20 protein-coding genes and 1 pseudogene are annotated in these 14971 nt (G+C 39.1%); 8 read left to right on the top strand and 13 right to left on the bottom strand.

The genetic code is table 11. The features are described from left to right. Nucleotides 1-36: 36 nt before the first annotated feature. From POF51_RS07785 to POF51_RS07745, 9 genes are all read right to left on the bottom strand, one after another. Entirely contained in the window at nucleotides 37-255 is a 219-nt protein-coding gene (locus tag POF51_RS07785) for a hypothetical protein (RefSeq protein ID WP_271754800.1), read from the bottom strand. Nucleotides 256-423: 168 nt separating this feature from the next. Then, the gene (locus POF51_RS07780; protein ID WP_271754798.1) at nucleotides 424-648 is read right to left on the bottom strand and encodes a hypothetical protein; all 225 of its coding nucleotides are present in this window, start codon (nucleotides 646-648) and stop codon (nucleotides 424-426) included. After that, entirely contained in the window at nucleotides 629-868 is a 240-nt protein-coding gene (locus POF51_RS07775; protein ID WP_271754796.1) for a hypothetical protein, read from the bottom strand. Before POF51_RS07775 ends, POF51_RS07780 begins: the two co-directional genes overlap by 20 nt. A 51-nt stretch (nucleotides 869-919) precedes the next feature. Then, the gene (locus tag POF51_RS07770) at nucleotides 920-1072 is read right to left on the bottom strand and encodes a hypothetical protein (protein ID WP_162630260.1); all 153 of its coding nucleotides are present in this window, start codon (nucleotides 1070-1072) and stop codon (nucleotides 920-922) included. After that, nucleotides 1069-1260 carry a hypothetical protein gene (locus tag POF51_RS07765; RefSeq protein ID WP_048033536.1) on the bottom strand — a complete coding sequence of 64 codons (192 nt, stop codon included), beginning with the start codon at nucleotides 1258-1260 and terminating at the stop codon, nucleotides 1069-1071. The genes POF51_RS07770 and POF51_RS07765 overlap by 4 nt, the downstream gene beginning before the upstream one ends. Further along, on the bottom strand, nucleotides 1257-1889 hold the full coding sequence (locus POF51_RS07760; RefSeq protein ID WP_271754792.1) for a helix-turn-helix domain-containing protein: 633 nt from the start codon (nucleotides 1887-1889) through the stop codon (nucleotides 1257-1259). Before POF51_RS07760 ends, POF51_RS07765 begins: the two co-directional genes overlap by 4 nt. 442 nt (nucleotides 1890-2331) lie before the next feature. Continuing rightward, nucleotides 2332-2544: a hypothetical protein gene (locus tag POF51_RS07755; RefSeq protein WP_056486535.1), complete on the bottom strand. Its 213-nt coding sequence runs from the start codon at nucleotides 2542-2544 to the stop codon at nucleotides 2332-2334. A gap of 184 nt (nucleotides 2545-2728) precedes the next feature. After that, the gene (locus tag POF51_RS07750; RefSeq protein ID WP_271754787.1) at nucleotides 2729-2887 is read right to left on the bottom strand and encodes a hypothetical protein; all 159 of its coding nucleotides are present in this window, start codon (nucleotides 2885-2887) and stop codon (nucleotides 2729-2731) included. Between the two features lie 13 nt (nucleotides 2888-2900). Next, a complete protein-coding gene (locus tag POF51_RS07745; RefSeq protein WP_271754785.1) occupies nucleotides 2901-3131 on the bottom strand; it encodes a helix-turn-helix transcriptional regulator in 231 nt (76 codons plus the stop codon). Nucleotides 3132-3280: 149 nt separating this feature from the next. Here POF51_RS07745 and POF51_RS07740 point away from each other — a divergent pair, with 149 nt between their 5' ends. The 3 genes from POF51_RS07740 (at nucleotide 3281) to POF51_RS07730 (ending at nucleotide 5131) form a co-directional block, all read left to right on the top strand. Then, nucleotides 3281-3649, top strand: a complete 369-nt coding sequence (locus POF51_RS07740) for a helix-turn-helix domain-containing protein (protein WP_271754783.1) — start codon at nucleotides 3281-3283, stop codon at nucleotides 3647-3649. Between the two features lie 59 nt (nucleotides 3650-3708). Beyond that, the gene (locus tag POF51_RS07735; RefSeq protein ID WP_271754781.1) at nucleotides 3709-4200 is read left to right on the top strand and encodes a hypothetical protein; all 492 of its coding nucleotides are present in this window, start codon (nucleotides 3709-3711) and stop codon (nucleotides 4198-4200) included. A 145-nt stretch (nucleotides 4201-4345) separates the two neighbouring features. Beyond that, a complete protein-coding gene (locus POF51_RS07730) occupies nucleotides 4346-5131 on the top strand; it encodes a hypothetical protein (RefSeq protein WP_271754779.1) in 786 nt (261 codons plus the stop codon). Nucleotides 5132-5646: 515 nt separating this feature from the next. Here the strand turns inward: POF51_RS07730 and POF51_RS07725 are convergent. The 3 genes from POF51_RS07725 to POF51_RS07715 form a co-directional block, all read right to left on the bottom strand. Then, nucleotides 5647-6177, bottom strand: coding sequence for a hypothetical protein (locus tag POF51_RS07725; protein ID WP_271754777.1), 531 nt, complete (start codon nucleotides 6175-6177; stop codon nucleotides 5647-5649). A 20-nt stretch (nucleotides 6178-6197) separates the two neighbouring features. Beyond that, nucleotides 6198-7478, bottom strand: coding sequence for a hypothetical protein (locus POF51_RS07720; RefSeq protein ID WP_271754775.1), 1281 nt, complete (start codon nucleotides 7476-7478; stop codon nucleotides 6198-6200). Nucleotides 7479-7597: 119 nt separating this feature from the next. Continuing rightward, on the bottom strand, nucleotides 7598-8194 hold the full coding sequence (locus POF51_RS07715) for a DUF4241 domain-containing protein (protein WP_271754773.1): 597 nt from the start codon (nucleotides 8192-8194) through the stop codon (nucleotides 7598-7600). 158 nt (nucleotides 8195-8352) lie between these two features. Between POF51_RS07715 and POF51_RS07710 the strand changes: the two genes are divergently transcribed. The 5 genes from POF51_RS07710 (at nucleotide 8353) to POF51_RS07690 (ending at nucleotide 13702) form a co-directional block, all read left to right on the top strand. Beyond that, nucleotides 8353-8829: an ImmA/IrrE family metallo-endopeptidase gene (locus POF51_RS07710; RefSeq protein ID WP_271754771.1), complete on the top strand. Its 477-nt coding sequence runs from the start codon at nucleotides 8353-8355 to the stop codon at nucleotides 8827-8829. A gap of 173 nt (nucleotides 8830-9002) precedes the next feature. Beyond that, nucleotides 9003-9437 (top strand): hypothetical protein, encoded by a 435-nt coding sequence (locus POF51_RS07705; protein ID WP_271754769.1) that lies wholly within the window; start codon nucleotides 9003-9005, stop codon nucleotides 9435-9437. A gap of 1 nt (nucleotide 9438) precedes the next feature. Continuing rightward, nucleotides 9439-10806: a hypothetical protein gene (locus POF51_RS07700; RefSeq protein WP_271754767.1), complete on the top strand. Its 1368-nt coding sequence runs from the start codon at nucleotides 9439-9441 to the stop codon at nucleotides 10804-10806. A gap of 1 nt (nucleotide 10807) precedes the next feature. Next, the gene (locus POF51_RS07695; RefSeq protein ID WP_271754765.1) at nucleotides 10808-11911 is read left to right on the top strand and encodes a hypothetical protein; all 1104 of its coding nucleotides are present in this window, start codon (nucleotides 10808-10810) and stop codon (nucleotides 11909-11911) included. Nucleotides 11912-12061: 150 nt separating this feature from the next. Next, nucleotides 12062-13702, top strand: coding sequence for a recombinase family protein (locus POF51_RS07690; protein WP_271754762.1), 1641 nt, complete (start codon nucleotides 12062-12064; stop codon nucleotides 13700-13702). On the opposite strand, the pseudogene POF51_RS07685 reads toward POF51_RS07690, so the two are convergent. After that, nucleotides 13650-14717, bottom strand: a pseudogene (locus POF51_RS07685) (YifB family Mg chelatase-like AAA ATPase); the annotation flags it as partial. The gene POF51_RS07690 and the pseudogene POF51_RS07685 overlap by 53 nt on opposite strands. Nucleotides 14718-14971: the final 254 nt, after the last annotated feature.

Below are 14971 nucleotides of genomic sequence, written 5' to 3'. Positions count from 1 at the left end.
TAGAGGTAAACGCGTTACGCTAGAAATAACCAAGTTTTAGCCGTTAGACTCCGTTCCCGCGGGGTCTTTTTCATTGTGCAGCTCAACGTCTTCTAATGTGGTCCAGTATTCTTCCCCTCTGAAATCTCGTACCTTCACATCGACACCATGGAATTCTTCTTTTGCGTCAACTATGGTGACCTTGTGCTTCAGAGTCCCTGTTCTCCGGATCAAGTCCTCACGCTTCTTTACATTGACCGGCCTACTCCAAACCACGTCCATCCTCCTTTCCTATTTGGATACGAGGTGCCGCGTCCCAACCTCTACGCGGCCGTTGCAGCTCCCTTGACTGCGCCACGCTCTTTCTCCCTCGCTATGTAACCTGTCTCATCAGTGCCGGTAGGTTATTCCCGGCAGACTGAGGCAATGTTGCCCCAGTTTCGACTATTTGAGTAAGCGCCTTGCCTGCTCTCTTATTCCATCTACGAAATCCTCAAAGTCCATTGTTGCTTTCCCATCAACTAATAGCTCTAGCTCCTCGATAACATCCCGTACTGTCCATTCAATTCCACTGTTATCAATATCAAATGCCAAAGTTTCTATCGCACGCTGCCTGCTCGATTCCGTTTTCTCTACATATTCTTGAAAATCAAGCACTGGTGCGCTCATACTTAATCTCCTCCTCTAATGCTGCGATCTCCCGTACACGCCACTCTATCTCATGCGCCAAATCACGTTTATGAACATCTAGTTCCTCACGAAGACGTTTCATTTGAACGTATTGCACATCTATCGCTCGCCAATCATCATCAGCTTGTCGATATGCTTGTTCTGCGTTTTCAAGTTCACGCTGCAGTTCTGCTATTTGAGAAGTCACTGACTTTTTCAAAGGCTTGTCCTCCCCATCCAGGTATGGTACTCTTCGGTTAGTAATGTTTTTCTAAGCCGTCCGTTCGCCGCGGGCGGTTTTCTCTTTTTCTGCCATTCGCTCTAATTCAACCATCTCGCCTAAAGTAATCACCTTGCGTCCAACTGGATGATCTCCATCGCATACTAACTCGATTACACCTTGAGCAGTTGTTAGTTCCTTCATGCCTTCTCCTCCTCTAAATCTTCTTTAAATAGAAGCAACCGATCACGATAGTTTTCGTTTTGTTCGTCTGCTGTCGTGTATTGCTTTGCGACTTCTGGCATCAGAACCTCCGTCATAGCAGCGTCATACTGGTATGTTTTTTCGAGTACCTCGAGCATTCTCCGATTCCAGTCTTGATTTGTTTTCATTGAGCCCGCCCTCCCGCAAATAACATTTCTTGTCGCTCGCGGCGCATTAACTCGCGTGGATCAGTTATGACTATCTCCAGGTCTCTTGCTTCTAATAACCAGTTGTGTTGGTGAATGGCTGGATCAATACCGTAGCGTTCATCCATCAAGATATGTACGTCATCACACGCCTGGAATAGGTCTTCAATCTGCTTACCTGCTTCCTTCAAGAGACTTTCTTCATCTGTCGATAACGAATCCCATGGTCGCCTTTTACGCTCCCATTCAATCAATGCCTGTGCTTCATGGATTACATCCTGACACTGTTTGATCAGGTTATATAAAGTAGCTGTAAGATTAACCATCAAGCGCGGGTCAGTCGGCGGTGGTGCATCGCCAAAAAGATGTTTTATCATCCGAACTGATCGGTGATTGCCGCATTCCTTCACGAACGCTTCCGCATCCTCTCGGGATGGCGTCGCTCTACCATTAATCACATCCGATATCCAGCGTGCCGACCTTCCTAGCCTCTTCCCAAGTGATTCGTACGTCAGTTGTTCGCCTGTACGCTGATTTTGATAAGCATATTCACAGATGTCATGTATCCGAGAGCGAGAATATAGTGAAATCGTTGTACTGTTGTTCCCCATCTGTTCTCCTCTTTTCTATTTGGTTTTCGAATTACAATGAAACTGTGCTCATCTTTCAGACCCCCTCGTGGCTCACGATGGGGCTTTTTCTTATAAAAGCGAAACAAGAAGCGATTGGTAGGAATTTCCATAACCTCTGTTGAATCTATTGTCGGAAGAACGTGAACTTTGGCGAGTGGCGTTCTTCAGATGCCAGAAACGGAAGGTGGTGAAAACGTGAGTACTGCAGCTAACATACTTTGCAAAAATTGTGATAACCGATTTATTGTTTACTTTTCATCAATCAACTCAGGTGATAGACAATTCAAATGTCCACATTGTCTTGTTGAAATGGATGAGAAGATGTCTAAGGACGTAATACATGCATTAGCTACTGTTCATGATCTGAACTATCACTTCAAGAAGTATCACTCCGAACGACAAGAACATTTGTTCAGTGTTTCTATTGAGGAAACTTATGTTCCAGCGAATAAATTTCGGATATAAACTCCAATAAATCTCGTGCAATCGCTGGTGTAATCATGTTAGAACGCAGTTGTTCTAAAGTTGATTGAGTGATTTGATTGATTTTTTCCGCGCCGCAGAAGCTTTCCAAAAGTGCCCCTTTCTTTTTAAGTGCTTCTGCGGTTGCAATAATATTGGACAACTGTTGCATAGTTCTCACCTCACTTTCATCACACAACTGCATGCAGCGTCGAGTCTTGGCAGTGACCCCACCTGACCTTGTTATCACCCTTACCTGGTGAAATGGTGGAATGTATTATGGCGCGGCTCATATCTTCGCTCGCTCCCGCTCTTCGGCGCTCTATGCAGTTGTGTGAGTGTCGTCCAGCACTCCTTTAGGCTGTTTCCTCATTCGTGACCGGTTGATCCGGCTGAGTTACTTCCTTTGGTTCAGCTGGCTTTGACTTGAGCAAAACCTCCAATGCATGGACCATTCGTTTCATATCAGGTGCGAACTCACGATGGAATTCGATACCTTTAGGTGGTTTGATCATTGTGGGCCTCCTTTTAAGCTGTGTTCGTTTTTCGCACATCGTGGTTAAAAAAAAGAGTTTCCATATTGCTCTCAAGTACTAAAGAGATTTTATGTGCTACCTCTAATGAGGGAGTATGTTCGCCACGCTCGATATTAGCCAGAAAGGCACGGTTGATACCTACTGCATTTGCGACCTCCTGTTGAGTCATCTTTTTCTCCTTACGAGCCTTAATCAGCGTGGATCTGGCTTTGATATTTTTCATTGAATGCACCTCCTCACGTTCGTTATCCGCACCTATTACTCTTATAATACGTTCGTTTAACGCACTTGTCAACCTGTAAAGTTCGTAAAACGCACTGTTTTTTTAACGAACATTCTTTGGTATGATTTGTATGAAAGAGGTGACACGGAATGGGTTTCCCTGAAAGATTAAAAGAACTTAGAGAATCACGTGGGTTATCGCAAGAAACTTTAGCAGATACACTGGGAATACCTCGTTCCTCCATCACCCATTATGAAAAACCTGATCAGGGCGAGAAGGAAAGGCTTCCTAGAAGAGAACGCTTAGAAAAGATTGCTGACTATTTCGGTGTATCAGTCGACTACTTACTCGATCGTACAGACACACCCTCCCCTATAGCAAAAAACGACAAACCACTCTCCGAATATGAAAGCTTATTCTTTTATGAGCTGGACAAGCTAAGCGAGGAAGATAAAAAGAAGGCTTTAGAACATATAAGGTACTTGAGGTATCTGGCGGAGCAGGGCAATAAAGAATGACAACAAGACTCGCTAGCAATTTGCGGGTCTTTTGTGTCTAATCAATATTGGAGGGTACATTGAAGAAATTAAGGGGAAAGAAACGATATTACAGAAAGTTATTTGCACGTGCTGCAAATTATCCTCTAAAACTTACAGAAGACTCTTGGTTTGACATGTGGCATACGCACTTAGATTGGTTAGGTATTGGGGATCGAGGTATGAAGCCACGAAAACAGCACATTTTAGCGCTCTTTGAACTCCATACTAATTTATGTACTCAACTTCAATTATTTTCAAAGCCATATCAAATCTGGATAACTATTCATGAGAAAGATTCAGGACAAGATGCGGTCTACGTTCATTCTCCGAATGAAAATCGGAATGAATTCCCTTATAAATTTTCTCATGTAACTTGGAACTGCTCAGTTCCACAACTACTCGAAGGAATTTATAATGTAAACGAATTTGATATTGGATATTATGGATCAGCCGATAATGATGAAATGATTTATTTTCTTTGTTTGAAAAGCGATGGTACGTATTGCAAGAGAAGCAACATAAAAAGCTAGCTTTAGAGCATGTGAGGTATTTGAGGTATTTAGCGGACCAACAGAAATGACAACGAGACACGCAGAATATAAATTGCGTGTCTTTTTTGTTCGTTTTACATTATCCCTTATTAACAAAAAATACACACTCAATGGAGGGAACGTTTTGCGTTTGAAACTAAATTTACAAGATAATGCGTACGATTTTCTAAATTCATCTTTATTTTATTTTCAGTATGTTGAGAATGACATTCGCAAGTGGAAAATATGCTTTGTTAATCTTGTTCAGGCATTAGAATTAATGGTCAAAGAAAAGATTAGAAGAAGCAGCCACTACTTGATTTTTGAGAATATTGATAAGCCTAAGACAACGATTTCACTATCGCTTGCCTTAGATCGAATGGTTAACATACTAGAATTTCCGCTAGATAAGAAAGACATTGAAATAATAAAAAAAGCAATACGAATAAGAAATGCGATGATGCATTTTGAAGTTGATGAATCCGTATATGATCTAAAGTCGAAATACTCGATTTTGTTTGAGTTTATGACATCTTTTCACTATAAATTTTTTAATGAAGAACTACATAAGCATATTGACCCTGATTTTTGGGGTGTGGAAGCGCATTTAATTGAGTTTTTTAGAAACGAATTAGTTGTTTACAATAATGAAGAAGTTCATAAGAGCTTTCCAAAGGAGATACTAGAGGCACAATTCATAGAAGATTACTTAATTGGACATGAGGTTTATCCAAGAATTAGATTTGGAGATGAAAAGTATGGGGGTGCGAAATTTGACCATGATTTTACCAGATGTAATGATTGCTCTGTTCTAATTGGTCAATACCATGTTCCCGGCTGTGACATTGAACAATGTCCGAAGTGTTATGGTCAATCAATAAGCTGTATTTGTGATGATTCGTATCTTGATAATCTCGATGATACTGAATAATTGGTTTAATCTGCATTGGTAATGTTGAGGTTAATTACTTCTTTAACTTCGTTTCTAGATATTTAATCATAACTTAACTCTCAATGTTATCAGTTATCCAACGTTATAAATCTATTTAAACGGGTTCGATAGTTCATTGAGGAGTAACATCACCGAGTCATAAGACTAACCAAACTAAATTGGAGGAACAGGCGGTATAAGAAATGACAGCTAGACGAGCAGCTTTGTAGCCGTCTCGTTTTTATTAGAGATCAGGAGGCAATATTTGTGGGCAAATACGGAGAAACTGCACTGCTGGCAGTTAAACTGATTTAATCAAAGCAAGCTACTACTCCACAAGAAGCCTGGAGAAGGGGCAGCCAAGCTATTTGGCGGGAGTACACTACTTATTCAAAGCTTTATAATTGATTTAGCTTTTGGAGTTAAATATTAAGTGAGTAAAGCTAAACGTGATGATTAGCATTTACTCACTTAATATTTGTGCTTAAAGTTAGAGTTACTACACAGGAAAATAGTTAATTCGATGATTTTAATTCTAACAGTCGTAATCTGAGAGGTTTATTGAAATACCCTTTACATATATCATTTATTATATCAATTACAGAATCCAAACCATCTTGAACTAATTTCTGATATTGTTCTTTAGGTATGCTATCTTCTGAAGCCCTTGGGTGAACAATGGAATCACGCAGTTTTTTGAAGTCTTTAAAATTTGCCCAAGAATTAGTGTTAATTATATTCGTATTTTTTGCGTATTTTTTAATTAAATAACGAAGTTTTTCCTCAATTTTGTGATATTCACTTTTAGGGGTAATTTTAAATTCATCTTTTTCCAATCCGAATTTTCTATCGGTTAGAAAAGCTACTTCGAATTGTTGTGCTCCTCCCCCCTTCTCAATCGTATCACCAATATAGTTTACAAATGCTTCAATAGCACTAAAAATATAAAAGATCGAGGCACGATAATATTTCTTACTCTCTTGTTCGGATAGCGAATCTGCTTTTTGTAAGAATTCATTTGCATCAAACAAATACTCTTCAAACATTTCTTTGCCTCATCTCTAGCTTATATTTTTTTAACTGCCTTTTCTGCTTCGAAATTTTGTTTCTTTGCGTAATAAGTTTGTATAGCTGCATTGGCCAAATCTTTTGTTATTCCCCTTTTCTTAGCAGTTGTTGATTGTAGGATAAATACTTCTAACATTCTGCCGAACTCTTCTTGATTAATACGTGACCCTAATCCTCGATAAGTCTCTGGATCGACTCCTTTAAGACGAGCAGTCACCAAAGCTTTCGCGTTTAATGGATCCTTGGTATGAGAAGAAGCCTTAACCAGATCATAATGGTTTCTTAAATAATCATTATTACTTTGAAAGAGCCCTGCAGCATAGGCCCACGAAGCAACAACACTGGGATGGAGTGCTTTATTGGCAAATTCAGAGTGATTTTCATTGTTTCTTTCAGAAACGATTTTCTTTTGAGTTTTGTGTAATTTTGTAAACTCTTTCCCCATACCTTCGAGATCCTTATCTTTCCAATCAATTTGACTTCTTATTTTCTTGTATTCGGGATCGAGTCCTGACCCTGAAGTACAGACGACTGGTCTGTGGAAATCGTCTAGGTTTGCCACTTTACCTTTAAAGTAGTTAATTAACAACGTTCTAGCAATTCTTACTGTGGGAATGCCGTCCTGGCTTCTTTTGTCCGCAAAATTTTGTTTCTCATCAAGTAATCCAATTCTTTGGCACCAGTTCCTTAAATCTGATCCAAGTAGCTCTTCCTGCATTCGATCAAGTAAATCATTAGGGACTGTTATAGAGGTATTATTGACCATAGCGATATTTACTTTTTGTTCTAAACTCAAGTTGAAGTACACTCTAATACCATGTATTGAATTAACGTTTGATTTAACAGCTGAAGAAATAGCATTAATCCTATGTTGACCCCCAAAGACCTTTAAGGGCTTGGTCTTTCTATAAGTCCTATCATATTCCACGACAATATCTTCAAAGCTCCTCCCTTTAATTGCGTCCTCTTCCATTAATTGAAAAGCTTGCGTATCTGTATATAAATCCCTATTTAGTTTATAATCTTCACTATCCGATGGGTCTAAAACTGCTTGCAAATCGGAATAATTAACAATTGACAAGCCATCTATATGACAAACAATGTAAAATGCCTCACTTTTCTTGTCATACATTAATAAATTGGGGATATTATTTTGCGTTTCATAAGTCCTGAATTCTTGTAAAAATTCATTTGCACTTTTTGAAGCGTATCTAGCTTCATCTTTTCCGTAATCTGGAGTGACTAACAGAACATCATTGCTCCCTTTTTTTATCTTCATGTTGTTTTCACCTCTTCAACATATTTCTCCACATAGTTCCATTTTCCTACCATTATTATCCGACATAAAACGACAAAGCCTCCTGATCGGTGATCAAGAGGCTATTTACTGTCTTCTATTCAGAGTACGTTAAAATTCGTGACTATTGAGACTATATTCCCGCCTTCGTCAATTCCCCAATATGAAGCATAAAAACCATCCCCGTAACCAGAACGGAAAATCATAACATTTAGCCCCGTATCTTCACTAACGATGAGATTACACCATGTATCGTTGTTCTCGGTCAACAAATCATCTACAACGTCATCATAAAAGCTAATAAAATCTTCTCCACGTTCTCGCTGAATTTTGTTTTCTAGTTCATCCATTTTTTTGATCGCTTCAACGTCAGCAAAACAGCCTAGCCCTGTATCTACGGGATAGCCGTATATATGCCCTTCCTCTAGTTCTTCTATACGCTGCTCCTCTTTAGTTGCCATTTCCCAACGAACTGCCCGAGACTCAGAAAACTTCAGCTCAACAGCCGCTATACAATCTCCTTCGTCGTTCCACCAAGCAACAACTGGATACTCCCCAGGCGCTATTGATCGTTCGAATGGTACCGTATGGGAAATCATTGGATCGCAGGCAACAATTTTACCCGAATAAACTTTTAGCTTTTCCAGAATTTCTGGACGTAGTGCTCCACTGTATATTTCTTGCAGTAACTTTGACATAATACTCAAACCTTTCTATTCATGCCGTTAGTAATACCTAGTATCTTCTAACAAATCGCTGACTTGCCGGTACTTCTACATAGAATTGTCACTAGTAAGAAGGTAGGGTAAATGGTAGGATAATACAATAAGAACAAACGTTCCCAAGAGGTGATCTGATGAAATTGTCCTACTCTCCAACCTCACTTGAATCCTGGATAAGCCACTTTTACAGAAAACTTGGGATAAAAACACCTGACGAATTAGACGAGCAGCGTATTGCAAGATCACTAGGCATCCATCTCTTTTACAAAGAGATACCATCAATGGCATATGAATTCGGCCGCTTCAAAAGTATAACGATAGACAAACGACTCCCTTCGCTTGTGCAAAGAGAGCATTTTTATCATGAGCTATGCCATATCCTTCGTCATGCTGGCCGACAAATTATGATGCCAGCGGCATTCCGCGAGCTACAGGAATGGGATGCAAGAAATTTTACGAGGTATGCTGCTTTACCACTACATATGCTAACCAGTTATGATTTCCAGCAGGCAGATATACTGGATGTACTTTCTAATCAATTTAAGGTTACACCAGAATTATGTCAGGAGAGATTAAATAGGATTAAAATGAAGTTAACCGTAAATTTTTGAAATTACTTATCAAAACTTTTCATACTATAGCCTCTTACTTTAGAGGCTTTTTATTTTGCCTATATTTCACATGACATTTTTACTATTTACGACAAGAAACGACAGTATTTTTTTCCTATAACCACTATTATTTTATATAACGTATTCGTGACTCTTAATAGGGGGATCAGAAAATGAATCATAACGAAGAAGAAAATGAGTTTTTACTAGATGAAGAAGAAACGGTTGAAGAATCACACGAAGATACTAACCCGGACTCTATTATAGTCATCAGCAAAATGAAGGAATTAATTAAAGCTGTAGCTAGCCACGAGGAATTAGATATTCAATTTGGTGACGGAAGTATTGAGAAGCTTCAGGAAGCATTTAGGTTTATTTCTGTTAGCCTTACATATGAACTAATAGATATATTAAAGAAAAACAATCGTAAAAGATTAACTCCATTATCAGTAGATCAAGCCCTTACTAAACTATTGAAAAAAGCAGATGCATTAGTTGCAACCCTAAATGAATTAGAGGCACTAAGAGCAAAACTAGAAGCTCTAAATGATGATTCAACAATTTTAAAATCAATGGATTACGTTAACTTAATTGAAAAGGGGAAATAACGTGATAAAAGAACAGAAGCTTTTTTTTACTCGAAATGGGGAGTACTCTGCTTGGGAGATGCTTGCTCACTTAGATGATCAAGAACGATACGATCTACTGATTATGTGCCAGCGCAAAAGCTGGATTACTTCCTTTCCTTCAACAGTTGAAGCATACCCAATGTTTATTTATTCAACTATTGATGATCTTGAAGATGAAGATCAAGCTTATCTTTGTAATCATATCAAGAGTATTTTTAATACTAAAGAAGCTCCAAAAACTGATTTTAATGCTTTTATTTATCATTATCATGGTGTCTCTCTAGATTTACAGTCTGCAGAACTAAACTTAGAAAAATTAAAAACTGGACTTCATCATTATGGAATTAACGGTCTTTCTCTTAGCATTTTTCCACACACAAGAATAAATGGGTTAAATAATATAATTGATGTACGATTTACGAGTGATAAGGATTTTTATTACAAAAAAAACCAAATAACCCGTACTTTACATACAGAAATAAGAATATACTTGGACATGAATATTGCAATTATGACCAATTACTCAGACTATACCCACAAAGAAAATGAAAAAGCTGTTTTTGTGAATGAAGTCATTCAGCGTGTGTCTGATCATAGAGGATCTATAACTCCCCTACTTTTAAGCGATGAGTCCCTAAGAAACTTACTTACTATTAATAACAGAGTACCTACAAAATTAAAATTTGAAGTTGAGGGTCGAATGGTAGTTGGTGTTGATATTGTACAGCCTGGAAACATCAGCGAAATTATTCAACTTGATGAAGTTAAATACTTCTACGATAGATATTCACTATCCCACATTAAAGTAACCTTATCCGAAGAAGAGAATAAGCATTTGCTGATTGATGGAATCGAAGGTAAGTTAATGTCAAGAGCGAGTAATCTTGAAAGCTCAGATATTGACTCTTTTGTGAAAGATATTCATAACTTATTGAAATTTAATTATCTGTCAACCAATCACGATAAAGCCATTAGAAGGTTAGCATTGATAAATTTAGCTGGACCAATTACACAAAAAGAACATTATATAAATAGTTGCTATGCAGATGTTAAAATAAAAATATCTTCATTAGCAAATGATACACTTCATGTCTATGACAAAATTTTGTTAAATGCATTTTTTTATTGTATGAAGGAACCACAACTGTATTTAGAAAATGAACTAACAAATAGTCCACTTGATGAAAAACTTGTTAGCTATATGGCAAGGATATCTAATAAAAGTATTGAATCTATACATAAAACTTTTAATCAAATTATGTGTATTTATGAACAGAATAGAAATGATCTTGCAAGCTTAATGATCTCAATCGACCAAGCCATCACAAATCACAGAGGGGTGACCTAACTTGCTTATTGGTTCCGAGTACCTCCTCTTATCTGAGATAGCGTCAAGTTATGTCAGACACGGAGATAAAAAAATTCGTTTTAATATCGACCACTTTAAAAAGAAGTACACAGAATCAGACTTACTAAGAAACGTTATCAAACTAGAAGAACTTGATCTATTAACTATCAAAGATAGCTTTATTACTATTGATACAACAAAATGGTTAAATTATTTTGCACATGAAATAGAAAAACAAGTTAATATCCTCGGATTTAAGATTAATTGTTCATATGACGCCCAAAATGACCACTTTTCTTTTTATGAAAATGATGATCACAAAGTATTTTTTAAGGCTAACTTTAATCCATCTGCAGAGTTTGAAGACGATAAAGTAATTCATTTTTGTAACATACACACTTTTAGATTTCGGCTTTTTTGGCTTGACATATTAAATGATAGGTCATTGCTTGAAATGTTTTATTTATATATTAAGAATGAGATTAGCTATTTTACAGAAATATCGAGACCAAAATTTAAAGCATTTGAAGGTGTGGATGATGAACATATTAGCGAAATTTTCCACGTTAAAATCCCTAATTATTTCTCGGCAGGTGGGTTTATTGTTTCACGTTCATCTCCCCTCTTGGGTGACGCAATTAAAAAAGCTATCAAAGTAGATGAATACGATTACCTAGTGGCTGAAAAGGGTGATACCCAATTAGTGATTATTAAAGTTGGTAATCAACTCGAATTCTTATCATTTAAAGACTACGTTCTTTGCTTCGATGATCGTGTGAACAATGAAATTCAAAAACTACTAGACAAACTTAGAAGGAAGATCAGCCTTTATAGGGAACTTACCAAATTGAACAAAATTAAAGCAGTTAATAATACTCGGCAAATAATACAAAGCCTTGTTCTTCTATTAACTCCATTAAATGCGCTAATGTTATGGGGAACAGCAATTGGTGTGTCTTTAATAACTAATTTAAGCAAGAATCTTTTCATACTCTCTGGACTAGGGTTATTGTTATTAGCCTCTTTGTTGGGGACTATTTATTGGGTTGTTATACCAGCAATACGGTTATCTAAATTTGACTGGACTTTAAAATACTCTGATTAAGGAAAAAGTGTGGCTATACCAAAAAGCTATCAGTCACTCTTTTTCCTTCAACAGATAAGACTAATGCAGGACTCCTTAAATCTCATTTGAGGATTTTATTTTCGCCCCAAAACAGAACATACATTCCTATATATGAAGGGTGTTGTATTTATGCTACGACTAGCAGTATATGCACGTACAAGTTCTGATGATCAAGCTGAAAGAGGTACCATCGAGAATCAATTAGAGTTCGCTCGAAAGTACGCTGATCTCCATCAGTTAGAAATCGTTAAGTGGTACAAGGACGATGGCGTTACTGGAACAATCCCACTAGAAGCTCGTCCAGCCGGCCGTGAGCTGTTACAAGATGCTAAGAATGGAACGATTGATCTCCTTCTCATCTATCGCTTAGACCGGCTTGGACGATCAGCGAGGATTATCCTGAATTCCGTGCATGAGCTTGAAACTGACGGTGTAAAAATCCGTTCCATGACGGAACCCTTTGATACCGGTGACCCATCTGGACGCTTCCTCCTAACCATTCTGGCTGGAGTTGCTGACTTGGAACGGGAGACCATCCTGGAACGTCTGTGGTACGGCGCAAACCGCGCTGCACGGTCCGGTAAATGGCTTGGAGGTATTGTCCCGTATGGTTACCGCGTAGACAGTGATGGCTATCTGGAGATTTGTGAAGACCTACTCCCTAACTCCGATATGACAGAGGCAGGTGTTGTTCGACTGATCTTTCACATGTTAGCTAACCAAGGCCACTCATGCATAAAAGTCTCCGACTACTTAAATGCATTAGGTATCCCTACGTCATACGCAAAGGATGATCGAAAAATTACTCGTGGGAAACGTAAAGAGAATACGGCGGGTATCTGGCGCCCCTCAAGAATACGTGGAATCATTACGAACACCTCTTACAAGGGAGTGCATTTCTACGGAAAACGGAGCACACGAAAACGCGATGTAATTGAACGTGAAGTTCCAGCCATTGTTGATGTAGACACGTGGGAAAAAGCACAGAAAGTCCTTCGAAGTAATCAAATAGAAGCTATGCGTAACACCAAGAATCAGTATTTACTTCGAAGCCTACTAAAATGCCAGTGCTGCGGATTAACTTATGTTGGGATTCATTATCCTGGGAGTAAGCGTGCTTTGAAAGGATTCTATGTTTGTACGGGTAAACAAGCATATAAGGGCCCGATGCAAGGTAAGTGTACATCAAAGAATTTACCTCAGGATTGGATCGAGGACCTTGTGTGGAGAGATTGCTTGGCATTTATTAATCAGCCAGGGGAAGCCCTTCAGGAGATTGCTGCAGCTAGAGAAGTAAAGCAGAGTGAGAAGGTCGATTTGGAGTCCGAAATAGCACTTATTCAAAAGAGCATCGATGATAAAGATATTGAACGTCAAAGCATCCTGGACCTCTTCCGTAAAAGCATCATCACTTTTACCGATTTAGAGAAACAGATCCAAAAAATCAATCAGGAGAAAGAGCTCCTCGATCAACGCTTAAAAGAAATACGGACCTCGCTGCAAGTTGACCGCGATTATTCTACTAAGGTAATGAATGCTTTTCAATTACTCACATCACTGCGAGACAAACTAGATGACAATCCATCATTCGAAACAAGACGGGAGATTGTGAAAGCCTTGGTGCAACGGATTCAGGTACATTCTACCCCTAGTGAAGGTTCAAAACGCCCTCGTGCTTCAGTCACCGTTCAATATTGTTTTTCCAAGGATATTATCTACACGGACAAGGATTGCACGAACCAATTAACAGAAACCGAGCAGGAAAGGTAAAAACCTGCTTAGATCGTCCAATCGTAACAGCCCCTGATTCCAGCGGCTGGCGTAGTACCTCTAATACATGTCGAGAAAACTCGGGCATCTCATCAAGAAAGAGGATTCCGCCGTGAGACAAGCTACACTCTCCGGGACGCGGGATTTGCGCACCACCGCCAATCAGTGCAGTAGCGGTAATTGTATGGTGCGGAGCACGAAAAGGTCGCTCCTCGACGAGCCCACTCTCCCGCTTCAATTGACCAGCAATACTGTATATTTTCGTCACTTCGTAAGATTCATGAATGGTCATGTTCGGCATGATACCAGGCAGGCAAGTAGCTAAAAGGGTTTTCCCTGAACCTGGAGGCCCCACCAATATCACATTATGAAATCCAGCTGCTGCGATCTCCAAGCCACGTTTTACAAATTGCTGTCCGTAAACATTGGCAAAGTCGGGAGGCAGCTGGTTCGTATTCGTCTTGCCTGTTTCCGATTCGGAAAAAATCAAGTCTGAGTTCTTACTATGAAGTCCTTCTTTCCAGTAGTTCACGGCCTCTTCCAAATTACTCGCAGGCAATACGGTAATGTCGACGAGCTGTGCTTCCGCTGCATTTTGTTCGGGGAGAATCACGTGGGTAAATCCTACATTTTTAGCTTCTAGCAAAATGGGGAGTACACCCGTTACAGGGCGAAGAGAACCGTCTAATGCCAATTCTCCAAGAACGAGGATTCTCTCTGGTCTAGGGAGCATTTGCTTCGAGGCAAGTAAAATACCGAACGAAATAGCTAGATCGAAACCAGAACCTTCCTTGCGCTGGTCTGCTGGTGCTAGGTTAACGGTGATCCGCTGCATTGGGTAGTCGTATCCTGCGTTGCGCAGGGCAGCACGAACACGATCTCGCGCTTCTTTTACTGCTGAACCACCCAGTCCGACCAAATCGAATTGAGGCAAGCCATTTGCTATGTCTGTTTCGACAGTGACGACCATTCCATCTATGCCAAGCACCGTGCCTGAATAACTGCATGCGTACATGTTCTCTCCCCCTCTAGTTATAGGGTAGGAAAAGATAGAGGGGGTGGGCAAGTAAATTGGAGCTTTTGCCTAAACGTTTATACAAACTTGTCTAAAGTCATTAATTCTGGACTTCATAGAACAGTAGAACTTGAGCAGTTGAACATCGATTCAACTGTTACTTTTATGTTTTCGTTGCGAAAATGAATCTCTTCGCTTTTGTCATAACAATAATCCTTATATATTGGTCATTTTCTGTCTTGTATGCTTTTCCA

Source organism: Brevibacillus sp. AG (assembly GCF_028369215.1).
Classification (GTDB): Bacteria; Bacillota; Bacilli; order Brevibacillales; family Brevibacillaceae; genus Brevibacillus; species Brevibacillus porteri.
The sequence above is the reverse complement of the archived record's forward strand: the minus strand, read 5'-3'. Positions and strand labels throughout refer to the sequence as shown.

What these genes read in the sequence shown, in the direction of transcription:
- POF51_RS07780 (WP_271754798.1), bottom strand. Translation starts at nt 648, where the DNA reads ATGAGCGCACCAGTGCTTGATTTTCAAGAATATGTAGAGAAAACGGAA.
- POF51_RS07770 (WP_162630260.1), bottom strand. Translation starts at nt 1,072, where the DNA reads ATGAAGGAACTAACAACTGCTCAAGGTGTAATCGAGTTAGTATGCGAT.
- POF51_RS07765 (WP_048033536.1), bottom strand. Translation starts at nt 1,260, where the DNA reads ATGAAAACAAATCAAGACTGGAATCGGAGAATGCTCGAGGTACTCGAA.
- POF51_RS07760 (WP_271754792.1), bottom strand. Translation starts at nt 1,889, where the DNA reads ATGGGGAACAACAGTACAACGATTTCACTATATTCTCGCTCTCGGATA.
- POF51_RS07755 (WP_056486535.1), bottom strand. Translation starts at nt 2,544, where the DNA reads ATGCAACAGTTGTCCAATATTATTGCAACCGCAGAAGCACTTAAAAAG.
- POF51_RS07750 (WP_271754787.1), bottom strand. Translation starts at nt 2,887, where the DNA reads ATGATCAAACCACCTAAAGGTATCGAATTCCATCGTGAGTTCGCACCT.
- POF51_RS07745 (WP_271754785.1), bottom strand. Translation starts at nt 3,131, where the DNA reads ATGAAAAATATCAAAGCCAGATCCACGCTGATTAAGGCTCGTAAGGAG.
- POF51_RS07740 (WP_271754783.1), top strand. Translation starts at nt 3,281, where the DNA reads ATGGGTTTCCCTGAAAGATTAAAAGAACTTAGAGAATCACGTGGGTTA.
- POF51_RS07725 (WP_271754777.1), bottom strand. Translation starts at nt 6,177, where the DNA reads ATGTTTGAAGAGTATTTGTTTGATGCAAATGAATTCTTACAAAAAGCA.
- POF51_RS07720 (WP_271754775.1), bottom strand. Translation starts at nt 7,478, where the DNA reads ATGAAGATAAAAAAAGGGAGCAATGATGTTCTGTTAGTCACTCCAGAT.
- POF51_RS07715 (WP_271754773.1), bottom strand. Translation starts at nt 8,194, where the DNA reads ATGTCAAAGTTACTGCAAGAAATATACAGTGGAGCACTACGTCCAGAA.
- POF51_RS07710 (WP_271754771.1), top strand. Translation starts at nt 8,353, where the DNA reads ATGAAATTGTCCTACTCTCCAACCTCACTTGAATCCTGGATAAGCCAC.
- POF51_RS07705 (WP_271754769.1), top strand. Translation starts at nt 9,003, where the DNA reads ATGAATCATAACGAAGAAGAAAATGAGTTTTTACTAGATGAAGAAGAA.
- POF51_RS07690 (WP_271754762.1), top strand. Translation starts at nt 12,062, where the DNA reads ATGCTACGACTAGCAGTATATGCACGTACAAGTTCTGATGATCAAGCT.